This window comes from Leucobacter sp. G161 (assembly GCF_001482305.1).
Lineage (GTDB): Bacteria > Actinomycetota > Actinomycetes > Actinomycetales > Microbacteriaceae > Leucobacter.
Map to the genome: position 1 here is coordinate 1 of NZ_LOHP01000021.1, position 18,983 is coordinate 18,983.

An 18,983-nucleotide genomic window follows, 5' to 3' on the forward strand; every position below is an offset into this window, starting at 1 on the left:
AACGAGGAGGCATAGGTTCATCCTTCCAGGCCAGCAGAAACTAGCCATGTTGAATGTCACCTAAACGTGCATCAGACCCGGGTGAGTTCGCGAGAACCCTCACTGCGACCTGCGTATACACGGGATGGACCCACCTGGAAGTCCTCCGCAATAACGCGCGTGTACACATGATTGCCGCGCTCGATCGTCTCGAAAGAGCATTGCCGTTTGATGTTGCCGGACTCGATTGCGACAACGGCTCCGAGTTCATCAACGACCAAGTCGTGGCGTGGGCTGGTGAACGGCAGGTGTTCTTCACGAGGTCCCGGCCCTACAAGAAGAATGATCAAGCGGTCGTCGAGTCCAAAAACAATCACATCGTGCGCAAGTATGGCTTCTACTACCGCTACGACACAGCCGCCGAGCGAGACGTCCTCACGAAGCTCTGGCAGGTGGTGGTGTGGAAGATGAACTTCTTCACACCCACGAAGAAGCCAGTCGGGTGGAGTGTGGATGGGCAGGGGCGTCGGCGGCGTGTGTATGACGATCCGAGGACTCCGTTTCAGCGGCTGCTCGATTCAGGGGTGCTCTCCAAAGCTCAAGAACGTGCGTTGCGCACACAGTATGCGAAGCTCAACCCTGTTGAACTGACGCGTGACATTGTCAGGTATCAGGGCATGCTCGTCACCAAAGCCAGGTGGAAGACCGAAGCCCTCACGGCCGAGGTAGAAGACGCGAAGAAGCAGAGGCGGAAGCGGCAGACCGGCGGCGTGAAGATTCGTTCTGCCTGAGCCGGGACTACGCGATCAAACTATGTGAGGCACAAGTTGGGTTACGCGATCATCTTGACAGGAGGCACTACGCTCCTCGACGAGACTCATCTAAAGTGCTCGCGAAATGGGGTGCCTGCCTCATTTGAGAAATGCTCGCGAAACGCTAGCCACCCATCGAGCTTTCGGGTGTGCTGGTGGAATGGGTGCATTGTCGATGTCGACCAAACCGAGATCACGAAGAAGTATGCGCGCGACTACGCGACCGCGACGAAGAAGACGCGCGGCCAGATGCTCGACGCACTCGTCACGACGACCGACTGGTCACGCGCGAACGCTCGCCGACAAGTCACGGCCGCGGGGAAACGCCGTGGCCCCCAACGGCCCGCCAAACGAGCCCCGCGGCCCCGCACTTATGGGTACGACACCTTAAAGCTCCTCATCAGGGTGTGGCAACTCGCTGGACAGCCCTCGGGGAAGTATCTCGCCGCAACGATGGATATCTGGTTGCCGAAACTGATTGAACACGGCGAACTTGATACCACTCGCCTCACCGAGCACACCCACACGCAGCTGTTGGCTGTGTCAGGAGCGACCATTGATCGGCTCTTGAAACCCACCCGCGAGGGGATGCGTTTAGCCGGGATGTCGGGCACCAAAGCCGGGCCGCTCCTGCGCACCTCGATCACGGTCCGCCGGGCTGGAGACGAGCATGAACAGGTACCCGGGTTTTGTGAGATCGACCTCGTCCTGCACTGCGGGCCCACTCTCAAGGGCGAATTCTGTCGCACGCTGACAGTCACTGATGTGTATACGGGCTGGACTGAGAGCTTGGCCCTCAAGAACGGGGCCCACAGGTGGGTATTGGAGGCGATGCCCGTGATCGAGCAGCGGCTCCCGTTTCCCCTCACTGGGATCGATAGCGACAACGGGGGCGAGTTCATCAACGCAGCCCTCGTGGCATGGGCGGATGAACGCGACCTGTATTTCACCAGGTCCCGCCCGTACCATTCCAACGACAACGCCCACGTGGAGCAGAAAAACGGGGATGTGGTGCGCCGGCACGCGTTCCATTACCGTTACGACACGGCCACAGAGTTGCGGTTATTAAACGAGCTGTACGGGCTCGTTCGTATCCGTCTGAACATGTTTACCGCGACCACGAAGGCCATCGGGTACCGGAGTAATCAGAACGGGAAGAACGTGCGGGTGTATGACGTTCCTCGTACTCCGTTCCAGCGTGTCATCGATTCTGGGGTACTCGCGGAGGAACAGGTTACGCAGCTACAAGCGCAATTCGATGCCGTCAATCCGGCTGATCTGACGCGGGGGATTGTCGCGATCCAGGCTCGACTGATTCAGCTTGCTGCGGCCAAGACCACGGCGTTGAGTGCCGGTGTTTCGCGAGCATTTCCGGGTGAGGCACGCGGTCACCTTTCGCGAGCATCTTGACAAGAGGCACCACGCTCCGCACACGTACAGGTAGCTATAGGTGACACGAGCAGCTGCAGAGCTCGCAGCCGAGGTGCAGTCCACTCCTGCAGTCCAGGGTGCGGTAATCCTTGGGGGTTGCGTAGGCGCGGTCCAGCATGCGGCTCAGTATCTTTCTCACACCAGTTATTACCGCACGCGAAGATTACGGAAATGCAGCCGCCATAAGAAGCTTCGGGGCGCTAGCGTAACTCGTCGGCCGATTTACCCCGCGGCACGAACGCAGCGACACCCGCCCCAAGCCAGCCCCCGAGTGAGTTCGCGATCACGTCGGAGATGTCCGCGAACCGTTCGGGCAGCACTAATAGCTGCGTGAGTTCAATACCTATAGAGAGCACCAAGGGGAAAGCGAGCGCGAGCCACCACGATCGTTCTGCGACGAGCAACGCGAAGAAGAAGCCGAGCGGCAGAAACATGATGATGTTCGCCGTGAACTCGAGCTCGAGGTAGCCAAATGACTCGGGGATTCCGATGCGGTGCAGCATGTCGAGAAACGCCCAGACGGTGTCACTCCGCCCACGTTCGACGGGGGTGGGGTTGAGGGTGATGGCGAGCGCTGCGAGCAGCACGGCGCCCAACCCGACGGCGCCAACCCACTGCCGCGCCGACAGCCCCCGCCGTGCGGATCGACGATCTGACTGATGGCTGGTCAAGGTGGGACTCCTGGGGTTAACGAACAAAACAAAGGGAACCCGCAGCTTAGTGGGCCACACTATGTTGATCCTGCGTTTGATTGGCGATCCCTATGTGGCTCAAGTACCCTGGAACTCGCCGAATCTGCGTTGCTCCTGTCTCATGCGCGAGCGATGTCGCGCCTGACCTACACCGAGGGAGCCCGCATGGGTGAGAACCTAACCGAATTCGAGAAGATGCTGTCTGAGGCCTCCGAGGAGTCCCAGAACACGCCACCGAAGAAGAGCCACGGCCTGCGCAACACCGTCATCGTGATCGTCGCCATTCTCGCGCTCGTCGGCGTTGGCGCAGGCATCGTCTACGCACTCGTGAACAGCGCGTACAGCGAGATCGAGCGCGTCGAGACCGTTGACCCCACGCTTGAGCGGCCGGCGGCCGTAGAGCCACCCCCGGGCAAGAAGGCCCCCATCAACGTGCTGCTCCTCGGCTCGGACTCTCGCGACACCACGGACGCGAACGCCACCGCAGAAGATCTCGGCGGCTTCCGCAGCGACGCCATCATGGTCGCGCAGGTCTCCCCCGACCGCAAGCACGTCACCGTGATGTCGGTCATGCGAGACAACTGGGTCGAGATCCAGGGCCACGGCGAGGCAAAGATCAACGCGGCGGTCGCGTTTGGCGGGATTCCCCTCGCGGTGAACACCGTTGAGAACTTCATCGACGCACGCATCGACCATGTCGCGCTCGTCGACTTCGACTCGTTCAAGGGTCTCACCGACGCCGTTGGCGGCGTCACGATTGACAACCCGATCGCCTTCACCTCGCACCACGGCAGCTTTGCCTTCCCGCAGGGCAAGATCACGCTCACCGGCGAAGAGGCACTCGGCTTCGTTCGTGAGCGTTACGCCTTCGATGACGGCGACTACCAGCGCGCACGCAACCAGCAGATCTACCTCAAGGGCCTGCTCTCGCAGATGCTCAGCAAGGAAACGCTGACGAACCCTGGCAAGATCACGGGCACCTTCGACGCGCTGAAGCCGTACCTCATCGTCGACAAGGAGCTCACCCTCCCCACCGCAGTCAGCCTCGGCCTTGACCTGCGTGAGATCCGCAAGGACGACATCACGTTCTTCACGAGCCCGACGCTCGGCACCGGAACCTCAGGTGACGGCCAGTCGATCGTGCTGCCTGACTGGACCGAAATCGAGGTGCTCCGTGCCGCGATGCGCGACGGCACCCTCGACCACTACGCGAGCACGCGGCAGGCGGGCTAACGCCCTCGGCAGCGTGACGCTTCCGTAGCGTGACAGGGCCCCGTTCACCTCGGCGATTACAGAGGTGAACGGGGCCCTTGCTTTGGGGCAGCCACGATAGCTAACGCGGAACTGCCGTTCGAGCTTCAGCTTGCGTCACACCGGTGCACGATCGTGCCGTCGACCACTGTAAGCAGCACAGAGAGAGCGGGCAGCGAGTCTGTGGGCGCCGTCACCGGGTCGCCGTCGAACAGCGTCACGTCTCCGACGGCGCCGACTGATAGGTGCCCACGATCGGTGTACCCGCGGGCCAGCGCCGGCCAGAGCGTGTATGCCAGGAGGGCTTCCTCTCCGGTGAGTCGCTCCTCTGGCTCGAACACGGCCGACTCGTCCGATCCCGGTTCTTGCCGGCCCCGGGCCCAGGCCATTCCGACGAGCGGGTTATAGTCGGCAACGGGCCAGTCAGACCCGAGCGTCAACCTCCCTCCCGAGTCGATAACGCCTCTGGCCCTGTATCCGGTCGATCGCCGATCAACGCCAAGCCGTTGGGACCAGTTGTCAGTGAAGTCAGGCTTCCGCCACTGCATGTGCAGGGGCTGCATCGATGCTGTGACGCCCGAACTGCCGACTTTCGCCACGTCAGCATCGCTCATGACCTCCAGATGCTCGATCGAATGCGCGGGGAGTGACGCTGCCCGCGGCGGGAGATCCGCATATGCATCGATTACGTCGTTCACCGCGCGGTCACCCACCGCGTGGGTTGCGATGAGCATCCCTGCGTCGTGGTACCGCCGGATCACCCGCAGGTATTCTGGCCACTCAGGCCAGGCGGCGCGGGTTCCTTCGCCGTACGTGTCTCGCTCATGCAACAGGGCGGTGCCGGTATCGACAACACCGTCGGAGAAGAGCTTCACAGCGCCCCCTTCCCACAATCGCCCTCGCTCATGCCTGGTCGAGATGATGCGATCTTGGTCAGCATCCGTGAAGTGCACCCGGTGCCATTCGTGCACGACGACGCGTTGCGGCAACCGGTCTCTCGCCTCGAGCGCGCTGAGCAACTCGCGCGTGCGACTGCTGCCGTCCATGACCGCGCAACCGGTGAGACCCGCTGCCGCAAACCTGAGCAACACCGCCTCGAAGCGATCCAGCTCAGCTTCGAGATCGAGCACCGGAATTGCCTCAGTCATGAAACTCAACACTGACATTTCGCAGAGCTCACCAGTAAAACGCCCGGTGCCGTCGACGACGGTCTCGCTGCCGTCGGGGTACCGGATCGGTTCGACCACGCCGGCCGCAGCGAGAGCAGCGCCCGACACCAGCCCGGTATGTCCGTCATAGAAGCGCAGAAAGACGGGGCGGTCACCGGTCACATCTTCAAAGGCGCGTCGGTCGATGCCGTTCTCCTCGAACATCTCGTACTCAAGATTCCAGCCTTCAAGCCAGGTATCCGGGGCGAGGCTGTCCAGTGCCGCACCGAGCCGGGTTCGGAGCTCAGCGATGGTGCCCACGCCACCGAGATCGATTCCGCGGGTCGACACCGCCCCTGAGTCTGGGTGGGCGTGCGAATCCCAGAGCCCTGGAGTGAGCGTTGCTCCGTTCGCCTGAATAACGGGAACCCACTGGCCGGCGGCCGCAAGTATCTCGTCGTCTGACCCGATCGCCGAGATGACCCCGTCCTGTATGAGGAGCGCCGTGGCTGGGGGCTCGTGAACATCGCTCGCCCCGGTGTTTCGGTGCATCCGTGCGCCGACAATTGCGACTGCTCTGCTTGAGTCTCGCGGTCCCATGTCCCTGTCCTCTCTGTGGTGGTGGTAATGATGTGTGGTGCGAGCTACTCTTCGCCGATCACGGGTGCTACTTCAGTGCGGGTGCTCACCTGCGCTCCCGCATCTCCCCGTTCAGCACTATCGATGTCCAGTCCAGGTGCTGGCCGACGGAAGCCTTTGGTGAGAAACGCAAGGTAGATCACTCCAGCCGCAAGCCAGAGACCGCCGACCATCAGAGCAAGCGGCCCGAGGCTGAAGAGCAGAAAGAGATCCACTGCCGCGCCTAGAAAGGGAATCAGCAAGTACCCAAAGAAGTGACGTCGCAGCGGCATCTTGTGGCGATTCTTGAACCAGAGCACAAACACACAGACATTGGCAACGGTGAACGCAAGGAAGGCGCCGAAGTTGATGAGCGACGTCGCGTCACCGACGGTCAGGAACTGACCGATCAGACCGATCGCAGCGATGAGCAAGAGGTTGAATGTCGGAGTGCGGAACCGGTCGTGGAGGAAGGCGAATGCGCGCCGCGGGAAGACCCCGTCGCGACCCATCACGAAGAGCAGCCGGCTACCACTTGCCTGAACGGCGACACAGGAGGCGATTCCACCGATAAGGATGGTGGAGTTCACCAGGCCTGCGAACACCGGCCCACCAATGAGGTTGAGCACTTCAAAACCCGCGGTGTCGGTGTTGGCAAACTCTGTACCTGGGTGCGACCACTGCATCACGAACGAGGTGAGCACAAAGATGATGCCACCGCTGAGCACGACGTACACAATGCCGCGGGGCACGTTGCGCTGAGGGTCTTTCACTTCTTCGCTGAGCGTACTTACGGCATCAAAACCGAGGAAGGAGTAAGCGGCGACGGCAGCGCCTGCGGCGATTGCCGAGATAGACGCTCCTGCGGGCCAAATAGCCACACTCACCTCGTTCGTGGTGCCAGACGCGAACGCGATGCCAAACCCGATGAGCGCCAGCACTCCAACCAGCGTGAGTAACAACAGCAGCCGATTAAACCGATCCGCGAACTTCAGACCTACAGTGTTGACGATCGTGCAGAAGGCGATGAGGATAAGGCCCCATGCCCAGGACGGTAGAAAGGGAAACTGGGCCGAGAAGTACAGCGCAGTGATCAGCCAGGCGACCATGGGTAGGAACATGTAGTCGAGCAGGATCACCCACCCTGAGAGAAACCCTAATTTGCTGCCGAGTGTACGCCGCGCATAGGTGTAGATGGAGCCCGCTGCGGGAAAAGCTTTGGCGAGTTTTCCGTAGCTCATGGCGGTGAGTACCATCGCCAGCGTTGCAAAGACGTAGGCGAGCGCCGATGCGCCGTGGGAGAGTGTCGCGATCACACCGAACGTTGCGATCACCACAGCCGGGGCCATATATGAGAGCCCAAAGACTACGAGGCCCGTGAGCCCCAATTGAGGGATAAGTTTCTTGACCTGTTTTGACATGTTTGATCGCTCCTTTGAGATCGATGTAAGAGTGGGGTGGAGCTCGTTAGGCGGGATCTTCTGCAACCGAGCCCGCGGAGATGGCAGCCGATTTCCAGGTCGCCGGGGTGATTCTGCCTCCGTAAATCGGAAGCTCGATCGGATCGCCAGCGTCTGGAACCTCGAACTGGTTCCAGACTCGGTTCAGGCCCGCAGTACCGTGCGCCCGAACCTCATCGACGGTGCTGAGGCGAAGGACATCGGTCACCACGCAGGGCTCTGCCCCGACAGCATGGCTGCGAACGCGGCCTTCCGGATCGACGATGAGGCTCTGACCCACCCCCGAGGGAGTTGCCGCGTTCACGCTTGCGATGAAGACCTGGTTCACGATCGCGTTTGCGCGGGCGAGCACTAGTTCCTGCTCGCGATCTATTGTCGGAGTGAGGACGACGTTAACAATCACGTCACACCCATCCCATGCGAGCTGCCGGTGTATCTCGGGGAACCAGGCGTCGTAGCAAATGGTGAGTCCAATCTTGCCAACACCCGGCATGTCGAACGACGCGATTGTGTTGCCCGCTCGCGAAGGCTCGTATGGCCGCCACGGGAAGATCTTGCGATAGCTCGCCACGAGCTCGCCGTCAGGGGAATACACGGGCATGGTGTTGTAGATCGCCCCTCCATCGGCTTCAGCCACGCTGCCCGGGATCAACCAGATACCGTTCGAGCGCGCGATGTCACGGAGTTTCGCGGACCGGGCCCCATCGATGGGCTCAAGCTCCCCGAAACGGGGGCCGCCCTCCGCGAATCCGTCGCCCGGGTTGGTGAGGTGCAGTTCCGGGAAAACAATGAGCCGCGTTGCAGGCGACGAGGTGAGCACGTCGGTCACCTGCTTCTCGAGGTCTTCCAGCGAAGGAGACGACCGCACTTGCATGAGTGCGATCGCCAGCGACCTCGACACCATTACAGGCTTGGCCACCAGGCACCTCCCGTCCACAACGCAAGTTCTGCTTCAAGCGCCGCTCCAACACGAAACACAGACTGGTCTGCGTAAGTACGACCCACAATCTGCACTCCTGTCGGGACGCCATTGCTCGCCAGCCCCGACGGCACAGCAAGCACCGGCACCCGTCCAACGATATTGAACGGCATGGTCAGCATCGTGCTGAAGACGCCGTCGATGTCATCAGCGGGAGCATCAGCTGCAAGATCAGTACTCGCAACGGTGGGGCATACGAGCGCGTCATAGCGCTCGAGCAGTTCACCGAGCGGGCGATAGAACCGGGCTTCACCAGCGAGCCCTTCCGTATAACTCAGGGAGGTTCCTGCCCGGTCAATGAATGCTCGGGTGTACGGCATCATAAGCTCCCGACGGGATTCGTCACCCTGCAAGGTGTCTTCGATCGAGGAACCCATGATGGCACCGAAGTGAGTCCACATCAGCTCGAAGATCTCATGTTTCGTCCACGGGAGCTCGACCTCGTCCACCGTTGCCCCGGTCGCGCGCAACGCCTCGGCCACTGCGAGCGTGTTCTCGCGCACCGCAGGGTCAAGCTCGTAGTCTCCAAGAGTGAGGCAGAGCGCGATCCTCGTGCCCCGAAGATCCTTCACCTCAGCTGAGAGGTGCACTTCCTCCCGCAAGGAGGCCTGGTCGTGCGTCCATGCTCCTACCATGACGTTCTGGAGTCGCGCTACGTCTCCAACAGACCGCCCCATCGGCCCATCAGCGCAATAGGTGTCGCTGTTGTACGGAGCAAGTCCCGGGACCCGCCCGAACGGTGGCTTGAAGCCAACAACCCCACAGAACGCGGCCGGGATACGAATTGATCCACCAATATCGGAGCCGGTGGCGAGCACAGTCGATCCTGCGGCCAGTGCAGCGCCCGCCCCGCCTGACGATCCACCGGGTGTGAAACCAGGATTAAAGGGGTTACGCGTGATGCCCCAGAGTTTCGAATGAGTAACCGACGAACAGCAGAATTCGGGGTTCGTCGATCGCCCGTGAATGACAGCGCCCGCGGCTTGAATTCGCTGGATGACCGGATGTGTCACCTCAGCGCGCTCCCCTTTGAGGAGTAGCGACCCGTCTTGCGAAAGGCGCCCCTGCATCGGTTGCTCATCCTTGGTCATGAGCGGAATTCCTTCAAGCGGTCGAGCAGTGCCGTCGCGAAATCGCTGCTCTGACTCACGGGCTGCCGCGAAGGCGGCCTCTCTGAGGTCTTCAGTGACCGCGTTGATAACAGGCTCCGCGTGGTCGAGCCGTTTGAGCGTTTCGGTGAGCAATTCGACAGGCGAGATCTCGCCTGATTCGAACAGTGTGGTCGCCTCGGTGGCCGTGAGGTGCGTAATCGACATCATTCTCTCTCTGTCTCAGACGCCTCGTTGCGTCACCGTACACTGTACGGCTCGAGTTGTAAGCCTAGTAAAGTGAAGAAATGCCCGAGTGTCAAGAGACTCAGTCAAATGTCGGTCGACCTACAACGCAGGCCGCTCCACTTAGTCGTGCATCGATAACAGATGCCGCGATTGACTTCATTGAGGAGAACGGCCTCGCGCGCCTCTCGATGCGCGCCCTCGCCACTTCGCTGGGATGCGGCACGATGAGTCTGTACTCACACGTTCAGAACCGCGATGACCTCATTGCAGCGATCGTGCAAGAACTGCTCGAGCGGAGCAGACTGCTGGACGTCACGGCAACCGACTTTGGGAGTTGGCAAGAGCTCATTTCAGCCTCATTGTTCGCATACCGCGACCTCGCTTCGGCCTATCCAGATTCCTTCGAGCTTCTCGCGCTCGCCCCCTATGGCATCGCTCCAGTAGTGGAGCACCTTGAGGGCATGGCGGCAGCGCTCCACCGCACTGGGCTGCCAACAGAGCGAGCCTACGAGGTGCTGGGCGCGCTCGATGCGTACGCGACTGGCTTTCTCATGGTGTGGGCCCGCACGCAGTCACTCCAGCCAAAAGTTGTGTCGGAGGAGTCTTCACCGCTGACAAACCTGCGGACGCTCGCTGCGTTCGAACACAGTCTCCAAGTATTTATCACCGGTTTCGAACACGAGTTCGGTGAGACTTCGCCTCCCGAGCCCTGAACCACTTCGGTCACTGGCAACAGTACGGGCCCAGGATCGCACGCTGCTCACGCAGAGAGCGATCCTGGGCCCTTCAATACACCGTGCTGATGCAGCAGCAGTCGACGCGAGCTAGCCCTACAGCCGCTCGCCGCTCACCGCGTCGAACACGTGCATGTGCTTGGGGTTCGGCACGAGCGTGACAGTCTCGCCAGCCTTCGGGTGGTTGCGGCCGTCGACGCGGGCGACGATCTGCGCGGCCTCACCGTCGGTGGTGTGCCCGTACAGGTAACCGTCGGCGCCGAGCTCCTCAACGAGGTCGATCTGCACCGACACCCCGGGCTCGCCGGCGGTCGCGACGACGAGGTCCTCGGGGCGAATGCCCACGGTGACAGCGTTCGTTGCCGCGCCGACCGCGGCGACGGGAACGGTGAGCGACCCGAACTTTACGCCCTCGGCGGTGAGCGTCGTCGGGAAGAGGTTCATCGCTGGCGACCCGATGAAGCCGGCGACGAAGACGTTCACCGGGGTTTCGTAAAGCTCGCTCGGGGTGCCGACCTGCTGCAGCACGCCGTCCTTGAGCACCGCGATGCGGTCGCCCATGGTGAGCGCCTCGGTCTGGTCGTGAGTGACGTAGACGGTGGTGACGCCGAGCCGGCGCTGGAGCGACGCGATCTGGGTGCGGGTTTGCACGCGCAGCTTCGCGTCGAGGTTCGACAGCGGCTCGTCCATGAGGAAGACGCGGGGCTGGCGCACGATCGCGCGGCCCATGGCGACGCGCTGGCGCTGGCCGCCGGAGAGCGCCTTCGGCTTGCGGTCGAGGTAATCCTCAAGGTCAAGGAGCTTCGCAGCCTCGAGCACGCGTGCGGCCCGCTCGTCCTTGGAGATGCCAGCGATCTTCAGGGCGAAGCCCATGTTTTCTGCGACGGTCATGTGCGGGTACAGCGCGTAGTTCTGGAAGACCATCGCGATGTCGCGATCCTTCGGGGCGACGTCGGTGACATCGGATTCGCCGATGAGGATGCGGCCCTCGTCGATCTCTTCGAGACCGGCGAGCATGCGCAGCGTGGTCGACTTGCCGCAGCCCGAGGGGCCGACAAGAACGAGAAACTCGCCGTCTTCAATCTCGAGACTGAGCTGATCTACCGAGGGACGATCCGTGCCAGGGTAGACGCGAGTAATGCCTTCAAACGTGACTGATGCCATGATTTTCCTCCACCGGCAGGTACGTGCCGGACGATCCGTAGTGGAATGACGGCAGATTGCTCCGCCGCTGCCCGTCATTGGGCATCGTCAGGTTAGCACAGCGGCATGCCCCGCCAGTGAACTTTTTGGGTGTTGTCTGCTGGCCTCAGGGCGCGCAACACGCAGAGCGCCCGCCCCCTTCCGTGTCGGGAGGGACGGGCGCTCTGGCCGCGGGCCAGGATCAGTGGATCCGGGCCCGACTGACTACTCGGTTGTGTGGCCTGCCCGGCGACGTGCCGCGAGCAGCAGCCCACCACCGAGGGCGAGCAGCACGAGCGTCGCGCCGCCGATCCACCCGAGCTCCGCACCCGTCTCAGGGAGCGTCCCGGTGCCACCGGGGTTCGGGGCGCCGCTGCCAGGCTTCTCGGGATCAGGCTTGCCGGTGCCGGGGCCCTCTGGGTCCGGCTTCCCAGTCGTGTCGCCAGCGAGCTGGAGCGGCAGCGCGACCTTCGTCAGCCCGTCACTCGTGACGATCTCGAGCTGCTGCGCGCCCGTGAGCCCCTTGGGGATCGCGAAGCTCAGCGTCGCACGTCCGGCCTCGTCGGAGGCGTCGATCACGGCCGCATCAACCGGGGCGGTCGCGACAGTCGCACCGGAGAGCGCGGCGGTCACGGATTCCGGTGCAGCCTCTCCCGCGGAGAACGCGAGCGAGCTGAGCTCGACGGTGACCTCGTCGCCCGGGCGGTATTCGCCGCCCGTTGCCTTCGCTGCGCGCGCCTGGGCCGCTGCCGGGGGCGCGCTGAGCTGCACGCCAACGGCGCGCTGGGCGAGATCCGGCGTCGCCTCCTTGTTGATGGCGAACCACTCGACCATGGACTGCAGGTCGGAGCGGCCGGTGTCGCGGAGGTCGGTGCCCTCGCGGAATGAGACGAAGTTGTCGCCGCCGCCCGAGAGGAACGCGTTCGCCGCGACCGTGTAGGTCTTCGCCATGTCGAGCGGCTTCCCGTCGAGCGTGATCGAGGTGATGTGCTCGCCGCGTGCAGCTGCCGGGTCGTACTGGTAGCTCAGCCCCTTCGAGACGCCGAGCTTGAGGAACGGCCTGGCCGATCCCTCGGGCTGCCACTGCTCCTCGAGCACGCTCTTCACCTGGGCTCCCGTGAGCTGGATCGTGGTGAGCGCGTTCGCGAACGGCTGCACGGTTGCGGCCTCGCGGTAGGTGACGTTGCCGTCGGCATCGCCCTCGCCGGAGGACGCGAACGTGAGGTTCGCGCGGATGCCGCCCGGGTTCATGAGCGCGATATCCGCGTCGGTCGACCACAGGTGCGCGTCGGCGACGAAGTTGCCGATCGTCGACTCGCCGCCGCGGTTCTCGCTCTTCCCGTCGCTCTGGCGAGCGCGGTTGAAGTCGGCCGTGATCGATCCAACGGAGACGCCGCCGAGCACGTCAGCCTCGGCCTTCGCCGCATCAACGACCTCCTGCACCGCGGGGTCAGCCGGGTACTGTGGCTCGCCGTCGACGACGAGGGGCTTGATCTCGTTCGTGATCGAGATGAGCTCCTTGGTGTCGCGGTCGACCTGCAGGTTCATGAGCCCGAGGTTCTCGCCGTACTGGCCAGCCGAGACGACCGGGCGGCCGTCGATGACGTGGTTGTAGGCGAGGTGCGTGTGCGCCGACACGATCGCGTCGACGTCGTCGCCGACACCGTTCACGATCTTGCCGAGCTGCGACTCGGGGGTGATGCTCGCGAGCTCGGTCGTTGCTGCGCCCTCGTGCACGAGGAGGATCACCACGTCGGCCTCGCCGTTCGCGTCGTCACCGTCGCGGAGCGCTGCAGCCGCGTCGTTCACCGACTCGGCGACGCTGCGCACCTCGAGATCCTTGATGCCCTCGGGTGAGACGAGCGTGTCGAGATCCTCGGTCACGGCGCCGACGAAGCCGACACTCACGCCGTCGACCTCGCGCACCCAGGACGGGGCGAGCGCTGGCTTGCCTGTCTCCGAGATGAACACGTTCGAGGAGATGTACTCCCAGTCCGCGCGATCCTGCACGCGATCGCGCAGGTCCTCCCAGCCCTCATCGAACTCGTGGTTGCCCGCGGCGCTCACATCGAGCCCCGCGAGGTTCAACGCGTCGATCGTCGGCTCGTCCTTCTGAATGAACGACGTGAACGTCGACGCGCCGATGAGGTCACCCGCACCCGCGAAGATGAGGTTCGGGTTGTTCTTACGGAACTCGGCGACGGCGCCCGAGATCACCGCTGCGCCAGCGGCCTTCCCGTCGGCCTCGATGCGGCCGTGGAAGTCGTTGATCGTCGCGACGTCGATGCTTACGGGCTTCGCCTGCGCGGTCACCCCGACGACGATGGGGTCGTGGTCGCTCGCGCGGAACGGGGTGCCAGGGTCGGCGGCGCCGAACGCGTAACCGCGATCGCCCCACTCGGCGGCGTTCGTGCCCCAGATCGCCGCACCGGTCAGCGAGTCCTTGAGCGAGGGCGATGCCAACACGTGGTCGAGCGATCCGAGCTCACCGTTGAATGTGTAGCTGTACTGCCCTGCGGCGAGCGCGGGCGCCGTGTCGATCCAGCCCTGCGAGGTGAACTCGAAGACCGGGTCCTCCTGCCCGTAGGCGTTGAAGTCGCCGACGAGCAGCATGTCGGGGCTGCCCGTGCTTGCCTCGAGCTCCTCGGTGAAGCTGAGCAGCGACTTCGCCTGCGCGACGCGGTCGTCATTGAAGTGGCCCTGGCCGTCTGCGGGCTCGTCGCCCTTGCCCGACTTCGACTTGAAGTGGTTGGAGACGACGGTGACGGTGCGACCGTCGATGTCGAAGGCCTGCGCGATGGGCTCGCGTGCGTTGTTCCACACGCTCTCATCGGTGATCGTCTGGCTGTCGCCCTTGAGCTTCACAGCGTCGTTCTTGAAGATGATCGCGTTCGTGATGTAGTCGGTCGTTGCGGGGTTCTGCAGCGCCTTCGGTGTCGGAACGTAGCCCCACACCTTGCTGCCGGCCGCCTCGTTTAGGCCGTCGACGAGATCGGCGAGCGCCGTGTCTGCGGGCTTGCCGAACTTCACCGAGTTCTCGATCTCCATAAGGCCGACGATGTCGGCGTCGAGCTCGTTGATCGCGGTGACGATCTTCGACTTCTGCGTCGTGAACTGCGCGGCGGTCTTCGCGCCGCGTGCGTTCTTGTTGTCGCTCTGCAGCGTCGTGAAGTAGTTGTACACGTTGAACGCGGCGACCTTCGCGTCGCCGCCGACCTTCGGCGCCTCGGGTCGTGCGTTCTTCGCGGTGAAGCTTACGCGCTGCGATTCGGGCGAGGTGCTGTCGAGTGGGGCCTGGGGCTGCAGCCGCCACTCGTCGAAGCCGTACTGCAGCACGAACGCCTGCTCGGCGAAGTTCACGGTGTCGCCGTTGCGCACGACCGTGTCCTTCGTGAAGTAGGGCTGCTCGCCGGGGTGGGCGTTGTTCGTCGTCTGGATCGAGTAGCCGTCATCGAGCAGAATGCGGGCGTCGGCGTTCGCCTGCGCGATCGCGTTGGCGTCCGGGCCTGGGCGCGTCGTTTCGGTGCTCTTCACCTGCAGTTCACCGGGGTTGAGCCAGAGCGCGCCGTAGTTGAAGAGCTGGTGGTTGGAGGCGACGAAGTAGTCGCCGGTCGGCGCGACGAGCATGTTCTCGTAGGCCTCGCGAGCGTCACCGACGACCGAGTCGGGCAGCGGGGTCGCAGCGGGAACGCCGGCCTCCTGCTGCACGAGTGCGACGTCGCCGACTGCCGCCGGGGTGATCTGGGTCTGTCCGAAGTATTCGCTGACCGCGCCGGTCACGGAGATGAGGTCGCCGATCTCGCCCGCGACATCCTTCCCGTCGAGGTACACGAAGATGCCGTCGGATGCCTCGCGCGGTGCGGCGTCGCCGCCTGAGCCCGCGGTCTGGATCGCGACGCCGGCGTAGCCGCCCGTGCGGTAGTCGGCGGTGATGACGCCCTCGACTTGCACGGTCTGCCCGACCAGCGGCGAGACATCGCTCGTGCCCTGTACCTCGGCGATGCTGCGCTTCGTGGTCTCGCCGGGGTCGGTGCCCGGATCCGGGTCTGGATCGGGATCCGGTTCCGTGCCCGTATCGGGCGCCGTCGCGCCGGCCGCGTTCGTCGGTGTGATCGTTGCGGAGAGCACGAAGTCAGCGGCGTTGTTGTCGCTGTCGGCTGCGTCGGCGCGGTTCAGCGACCTCACGTCGGTGTTGCCGGCCGGCGCCGGGGCCGCTGCGGCCTCGAAGGTGTTCGATGTGCCGTAGCCGAGCGCGTCGATCACGCCCGGGGCGCCCGCGACATCCCCCACGGGGAGCGTGACGGCCGCGGTGCCCTCGACGAGTGCGATCGTGCCCTTCGTGCCGCTCGGGTTCAATCCTGACTCGATGTCGGGCGCGGGAAGCGCCGCGCCCACTGCGCCGCCGTTGTTGCCGGGGGCCGAGACGAGGAAGTGCCCGCCTGCCGGGATCGTGCCGGTGAGCGATGCGATGCCATTCGAGGGCCCGTCGCTCCCCGAGGAACGGTACTGCAGCGAGGTGCCGTCGAGGGTAATCGGCTCTCCCGTCGGGTTGAACAGCTCAACGAACTTCTGCTGGAAGGCGGCGTTCGCGCTCCCCCCGGAGAGGTAGGCCTCGCTGATCACCACCCCGGTGTTGTCCGGTGCGGCGAGGGCCGGGGCAGCGCCCGCAACTCCCATGCCCAGTGCCATGACGGCGGTGACGGCGATTGCCGGAATGCGCTCGCTTCTTCGGAAGAACGAGTCACCCCTTCGGCTGCCAGAATCAGACTTCATGAATGCTGCGCTCCTCGGTGTCGGTTAGCGTATCGGCCATGTGGCATGTGAAGTTGTCGCGGGGCGTCTGGCCCCGCAATCAGACTATGGAGCGTTCGCGAGGCGCGCTAGGGATGTCACCGAACCGCCACCTCGACGTCACCTGGCAGTGTCGCGGCGACGGGTTACCCTGGTGCCAGTCCGTTTGTGGTCCGTGCGCGCCCACCGGGTGCGTGCGCTCCCCCGTCCATGAAAGTGCTGCATCATGATCACGACACCTCGCATTGGCCTCGACGTTGGCGGCACGAAGATCGAGGGCGTCGCGCTCGACGAGAGCGGCGAGATCGTCGCGCGGCGCGTGATCCCTTCCGTACCGGGCGAGGAGGGCGTCCTCACGTCCACCGCTGCGATCGTCGCTGAGCTTGCCACGGGCGCTGGGCGCGGCGTCGCCGAGTTCGCTGGCGTCGGGATCGGGATCCCAGGCCAGGTTGACCGCGCGAACGGCATCGTCCGCAACGCGTACAACCTTGGCGTCTCCTCGCTTGCGCTCGGCCCTGCTCTTGCCGGCAGGGTCGGCATCCCCGTATCCCTCGACAACGACGTCACCGCAGCGGCGATCGGTGCGGCCTTCACCATGGGGCTCGACGGCACCGTCGCCTACCTGAACCTCGGTACGGGCCTCGCTGCTGGCATCATCGTCGACGGGGCGCCCGTGCGCGGCGCTGACGGCTTCGCCGGCGAAATCGGACACCTCCCGATCGACCCGCGACGACGGGCCTGTCCGTGCGGGCAGTGTGGCTGCCTCGAGACCGTGGCGAGCGGATCCGCGCTGCGGGCCTACTGGCCCGCCGGTGGCGACCACCCCGGCCGCGCCCTCGGTGCCGCCGTCGCCGCCGGTGACCCCGATGCGCGGCTCGCACTCGACTCACTCATCGACGGGGCGGCGAGCGCGGTGCGGGTGCTCGGCTTCACCGTGAACCCGGGCGCAGTCGTCATTGGTGGCGGGCTGCGGCTGCTCGGCTCCCCCCTGTATGAGGGAATCAGAAAAACGCTCGCGGATCAGGAGGAAGCCTCCGAATTTATTGCGGCGCTACGGCTCAGCGAGCGAGTCCGGGTCTTACCTGAGGGTTCCCCGGCCGCCGCAATAGGCGCAGCTATTGCAGTAAATGACTAGTCACAGTTGCGGAGACCGTTTCGCAAGGTAGCCTGTTGTCATGAGTGAACTGCGACTTGAAGAACTCTCTGCGGCGACGATCGTTGCGGTGAACACCCTCGGCCTGAAGCCCGGCCAGGAACAGTTCATCACGCCTGTCTCCTACGCTGCAGCCGCCGCGGTGACCCCGGCAGACAGCGCGTGGCAGCGAGTTGTCCTCCTCGATGACAAGGTTGTCGGCTTCATTCACGGCAACTTCGATCCCGATGCGACGCAGGAGGAGTTCCGTGCTGCGCTGTGGCGCATCAACGTGGACGCCGACGTGCAGGGCAGCGGTGTCGGCACGTTTGCCGTCGAAGCACTGATCGGAGAGGCACGCCGCCGTGAGGTAGATCGCCTGACCGTGCTCTGGGAGCGCGGCGCAGAGGGGCCGGAAGAGTTCTTCTTGCACATTGGCTTCAAGCCGGTAGGCGAGACCCCTTACGGAGAGGTCATTGGAGCAATCGACCTCTAAGTCGTTCACCGAGCGCGGCCTCGTTGTCTCGGTAGTTTCTTCCCTTCTCTTCGCCGGCGTCTATTTCGTCACCCCACTGCTCGCGCCCGCCTCAGCGGAGTCGCTGTGGGGCGTGCGAAACCTGGTGACGATCCCGCTGATTTTGGCGACCCTTGCCACGCTGAAACAGTTGCGGCTCTTCACCGACATCGGCGCCCGCATTCGCGCCCGTCCGCTGCTCGTGCTGCCCCTCATCTTCTCCGGGTTTCTCGTCGCAGCACAGCTCTGGGTGTTCAGCTGGGCCCCCTTGAATGGGCGCGGCCTGCAGGTCGCGCTCGGCTATTTCCTCCTCCCCCTCGTGCTCGTCGTCGTCGGCCGTTTCCTCTACAAAGACCGGCTGCTGTGGTGGCACTGGCTTGCCGCGGGCGTCGCAGCCGTCGGCGTCGCCTTCGAATTCGTGCGGGTTGGCTCGATCTCATGGGAAACGATGCTCGTCGCGTTCGGCTACCCCGTCTACTTCGTGCTCAGGCGCGCGATGGGCACGAACCACCTCGGGGGCATGCTTTGGGAGTTTCTGCTCCTCTCCCCGCTCGCTGTCGTGCTGGCGGTACGCGAGTTCGCAAACGGCGACGTGCTCCAGGCAAACCCCAGCCTCGTGTGGTTCGCACCACTGTTCGGCGTGTGGAGCGGCATCGCGCTCATCTGCTACCTCCTCGCGTCGCGCTACCTGAGCATCAGCATCTTCGGGCTCATGAGCTACCTCGAACCCGCGCTGCTCGTCGTCGCGTCGATCCTCATCGGCGAACGCATCACGAGCGGCGAATGGCCGATGTACATCGCAGTGTGGGGCGCCGTTGGCATCCTGGTGATCGGCGGGACCGTGCAACTCGCGCGCTCGACGAGAGCGCGGCGTCGGCGCGGCGACGACCCCGACCCGCCGCCGCTGCCCACAGGGTAAAGTG

Annotated in this window: 14 protein-coding genes; 7 read left to right on the forward strand and 7 right to left on the reverse strand. The window is 64.0% G+C overall.

Annotated elements, in window-relative coordinates:
• The first annotated feature begins 53 nt into the window (after nucleotides 1-53).
• Together AUL38_RS02585 and AUL38_RS02590 are read left to right on the forward strand one after the other, a co-directional pair.
• Entirely contained in the window at nucleotides 54-770 is a 717-nt protein-coding gene (locus AUL38_RS02585) for a DDE-type integrase/transposase/recombinase (RefSeq protein ID WP_083506533.1), read from the forward strand.
• A gap of 474 nt (nucleotides 771-1,244) precedes the next feature.
• A complete protein-coding gene (locus tag AUL38_RS02590) occupies nucleotides 1,245-2,201 on the forward strand; it encodes a DDE-type integrase/transposase/recombinase (RefSeq protein ID WP_161937392.1) in 957 nt (318 codons plus the stop codon).
• Nucleotides 2,202-2,422: 221 nt separating this feature from the next.
• Here the strand turns inward: AUL38_RS02590 and AUL38_RS02595 are convergent, their stop codons facing one another.
• Nucleotides 2,423-2,893, reverse strand: coding sequence for a VanZ family protein (locus tag AUL38_RS02595; protein WP_153006440.1), 471 nt, complete (start codon nucleotides 2,891-2,893; stop codon nucleotides 2,423-2,425).
• Nucleotides 2,894-3,079: 186 nt separating this feature from the next.
• On the opposite strand from AUL38_RS02595, the gene AUL38_RS02600 reads away from it, so the two are divergent.
• Nucleotides 3,080-4,147 carry an LCP family protein gene (locus tag AUL38_RS02600; RefSeq protein WP_059059155.1) on the forward strand — a complete coding sequence of 356 codons (1,068 nt, stop codon included), beginning with the start codon at nucleotides 3,080-3,082 and terminating at the stop codon, nucleotides 4,145-4,147.
• A gap of 125 nt (nucleotides 4,148-4,272) precedes the next feature.
• Here AUL38_RS02600 and AUL38_RS02605 read toward each other — a convergent pair whose 3' ends face one another.
• The 4 genes from AUL38_RS02605 to AUL38_RS02620 are packed head-to-tail and all read right to left on the reverse strand — an operon-like array spanning nucleotide 4,273 to nucleotide 9,689.
• Nucleotides 4,273-5,913, reverse strand: a complete 1,641-nt coding sequence (locus AUL38_RS02605; protein ID WP_059059059.1) for an amidohydrolase — start codon at nucleotides 5,911-5,913, stop codon at nucleotides 4,273-4,275.
• A gap of 44 nt (nucleotides 5,914-5,957) precedes the next feature.
• On the reverse strand, nucleotides 5,958-7,352 hold the full coding sequence (locus tag AUL38_RS02610; RefSeq protein WP_083506534.1) for an APC family permease: 1,395 nt from the start codon (nucleotides 7,350-7,352) through the stop codon (nucleotides 5,958-5,960).
• Between the two features lie 46 nt (nucleotides 7,353-7,398).
• Nucleotides 7,399-8,310 carry a carbon-nitrogen hydrolase family protein gene (locus AUL38_RS02615; RefSeq protein ID WP_201023666.1) on the reverse strand — a complete coding sequence of 304 codons (912 nt, stop codon included), beginning with the start codon at nucleotides 8,308-8,310 and terminating at the stop codon, nucleotides 7,399-7,401.
• Nucleotides 8,295-9,689, reverse strand: coding sequence for an amidase (locus AUL38_RS02620; RefSeq protein ID WP_059059061.1), 1,395 nt, complete (start codon nucleotides 9,687-9,689; stop codon nucleotides 8,295-8,297). Before AUL38_RS02620 ends, AUL38_RS02615 begins: the two co-directional genes overlap by 16 nt.
• A 77-nt stretch (nucleotides 9,690-9,766) precedes the next feature.
• Here AUL38_RS02620 and AUL38_RS02625 point away from each other — a divergent pair, with 77 nt between their 5' ends.
• The gene (locus AUL38_RS02625) at nucleotides 9,767-10,420 is read left to right on the forward strand and encodes a TetR/AcrR family transcriptional regulator (protein WP_083506536.1); all 654 of its coding nucleotides are present in this window, start codon (nucleotides 9,767-9,769) and stop codon (nucleotides 10,418-10,420) included.
• Nucleotides 10,421-10,537: 117 nt separating this feature from the next.
• On the opposite strand, the gene AUL38_RS02630 is transcribed toward AUL38_RS02625, so the two are convergent.
• Nucleotides 10,538-11,605, reverse strand: coding sequence for an ABC transporter ATP-binding protein (locus tag AUL38_RS02630; RefSeq protein ID WP_059059066.1), 1,068 nt, complete (start codon nucleotides 11,603-11,605; stop codon nucleotides 10,538-10,540).
• A 243-nt stretch (nucleotides 11,606-11,848) separates the two neighbouring features.
• Complete coding sequence (locus tag AUL38_RS02635) at nucleotides 11,849-16,396, reverse strand: ExeM/NucH family extracellular endonuclease (RefSeq protein ID WP_059059068.1); 4,548 nt, start codon at nucleotides 16,394-16,396, stop codon at nucleotides 11,849-11,851.
• 244 nt (nucleotides 16,397-16,640) lie between these two features.
• Between AUL38_RS02635 and AUL38_RS02640 the strand changes: the two genes are divergently transcribed.
• From AUL38_RS02640 to rarD, 3 genes are read left to right on the forward strand one after another with little or no spacing between them, the layout of a single operon-like run.
• Nucleotides 16,641-17,549, forward strand: coding sequence for an ROK family protein (locus tag AUL38_RS02640; RefSeq protein WP_059059070.1), 909 nt, complete (start codon nucleotides 16,641-16,643; stop codon nucleotides 17,547-17,549).
• Between the two features lie 40 nt (nucleotides 17,550-17,589).
• Nucleotides 17,590-18,042, forward strand: a complete 453-nt coding sequence (locus AUL38_RS02645; protein ID WP_059059072.1) for a GNAT family N-acetyltransferase — start codon at nucleotides 17,590-17,592, stop codon at nucleotides 18,040-18,042.
• Nucleotides 18,023-18,979, forward strand: coding sequence for an EamA family transporter RarD (gene rarD, locus AUL38_RS02650; protein WP_059059075.1), 957 nt, complete (start codon nucleotides 18,023-18,025; stop codon nucleotides 18,977-18,979). Before AUL38_RS02645 ends, rarD begins: the two co-directional genes overlap by 20 nt.
• The last annotated feature ends 4 nt before the right edge of the window (nucleotides 18,980-18,983 follow it).

Bases quoted from the DNA above. Each gene is read 5' to 3' on its own strand.
- AUL38_RS02590 (WP_161937392.1), top strand. From the start codon at position 1,245: ATGGATATCTGGTTGCCGAAACTGATTGAACACGGCGAACTTGATACC.
- AUL38_RS02645 (WP_059059072.1), top strand. From the start codon at position 17,590: ATGAGTGAACTGCGACTTGAAGAACTCTCTGCGGCGACGATCGTTGCG.
- AUL38_RS02635 (WP_059059068.1), bottom strand. From the start codon at position 16,396: ATGAAGTCTGATTCTGGCAGCCGAAGGGGTGACTCGTTCTTCCGAAGA.
- AUL38_RS02585 (WP_083506533.1), top strand. From the start codon at position 54: ATGTCACCTAAACGTGCATCAGACCCGGGTGAGTTCGCGAGAACCCTC.
- AUL38_RS02605 (WP_059059059.1), bottom strand. From the start codon at position 5,913: ATGGGACCGCGAGACTCAAGCAGAGCAGTCGCAATTGTCGGCGCACGG.
- AUL38_RS02620 (WP_059059061.1), bottom strand. From the start codon at position 9,689: ATGATGTCGATTACGCACCTCACGGCCACCGAGGCGACCACACTGTTC.
- AUL38_RS02640 (WP_059059070.1), top strand. From the start codon at position 16,641: ATGATCACGACACCTCGCATTGGCCTCGACGTTGGCGGCACGAAGATC.
- AUL38_RS02630 (WP_059059066.1), bottom strand. From the start codon at position 11,605: ATGGCATCAGTCACGTTTGAAGGCATTACTCGCGTCTACCCTGGCACG.
- AUL38_RS02600 (WP_059059155.1), top strand. From the start codon at position 3,080: ATGGGTGAGAACCTAACCGAATTCGAGAAGATGCTGTCTGAGGCCTCC.
- AUL38_RS02625 (WP_083506536.1), top strand. From the start codon at position 9,767: ATGCCCGAGTGTCAAGAGACTCAGTCAAATGTCGGTCGACCTACAACG.
- AUL38_RS02610 (WP_083506534.1), bottom strand. From the start codon at position 7,352: ATGTCAAAACAGGTCAAGAAACTTATCCCTCAATTGGGGCTCACGGGC.